At 54.0% G+C, this 1,166-nt stretch carries 1 protein-coding gene and 1 pseudogene; both read right to left on the bottom strand.

The annotated features are described in order from the left end of the window. Positions 1-110, bottom strand: a pseudogene (locus CFE47_RS31190) (translation elongation factor Ts); the annotation flags it as partial. A 204-nt stretch (positions 111-314) separates the two neighbouring features. Continuing rightward, the gene (rpsB, locus tag CFE47_RS31185) at positions 315-1,052 is read right to left on the bottom strand and encodes a 30S ribosomal protein S2 (RefSeq protein WP_003189158.1); all 738 of its coding nucleotides are present in this window, start codon (positions 1,050-1,052) and stop codon (positions 315-317) included. Positions 1,053-1,166 lie beyond the last annotated feature (114 nt).

Genomic DNA, 1,166 nt, shown 5'->3' with positions numbered 1-1,166 from the left:
GCTTTTTCGATGTCGCCGTCAGCCTTTTCCAGGGCTTTCTTGCAATCCATCATGCCTTCGCCGGTACGCTCACGCAGTTCTTTAACCAACGCTGCAGTAATTGCTGCCATTTTCAAATTCCTCTTGGATAGGTTTTCAACCATTCCACCCGATCGAACGGGGGATCAATTCTTCCCGAATCACCCTTGTAGGCTGCTGCACGTTACAGTCGCTAGGTTGCGCTGCCACAAGTGGGCGCCGACAAATGGTTTTCGAGGTGGCAAAAAGGGGGCCAAGCCCCCTTTTTGCTTACTGAGTCAACGCCAGGGCGTCAATTACTCAGCGGCAGCTACCGGAGCTTCTTCAACGAACTGCTCGGTACCACCAGCAACGTGGTTGCGACCACGGATTACAGCGTCAGCCATCGAACCCATGTACAGCTGGATAGCGCGGATTGCGTCATCGTTGCCTGGGATGATGTAGTCAACGCCTTCCGGGCTGCTGTTGGTATCGACTACGCCGATAACAGGGATGCCCAGTTTGTTGGCTTCGGTGATCGCGATGCGCTCGTGATCAACGTCGATAACGAACAGTGCGTCAGGCAGACCGCCCATGTCCTTGATACCACCCAGGGAACGATCGAGCTTTTCCAGGTCACGGGAGCGCATCAGCGCTTCTTTCTTGGTCAGCTTGGCGAAAGTACCGTCTTCGGCTTGCACTTCAAGGTCACGCAGACGCTTGATGGAAGCACGGATGGTTTTGAAGTTGGTCAGCATGCCGCCCAACCAGCGGTGATCGACGTACGGCGAACCGCAACGTGCTGCTTCTTCAGCAACGATCTTGCCAGCGGAACGCTTGGTGCCGACGAACAGGATCTTGTTTTTGCCCTGGGCCAGACGCTCTACGAAAGTCAGAGCTTCGTTGAACATTGGCAGGGTTTTTTCAAGGTTGATAATGTGGATCTTGTTACGCGCGCCGAAAATGTATTTACCCATTTTCGGGTTCCAGTAACGGGTCTGGTGACCGAAGTGCACACCGGCCTTCAGCATATCGCGCATGTTGACTTGGGACATGATAGTTCCTTAATAAGTCGGGTTTGGCCTCCACGTATCCCAATGACCAACCAGCGGCATCAAGGCCTCCGGCACCCAGGTCATCGTGTCGACACGTGTGTGGATTTAAGCTCT

The organism is Pseudomonas sp. PGPPP1 (assembly GCF_002255865.1).
Taxonomy (GTDB): domain Bacteria; phylum Pseudomonadota; class Gammaproteobacteria; order Pseudomonadales; family Pseudomonadaceae; genus Aquipseudomonas; species Aquipseudomonas cremoris.
This window is presented reverse-complemented; position numbering and strand designations above follow the sequence as displayed.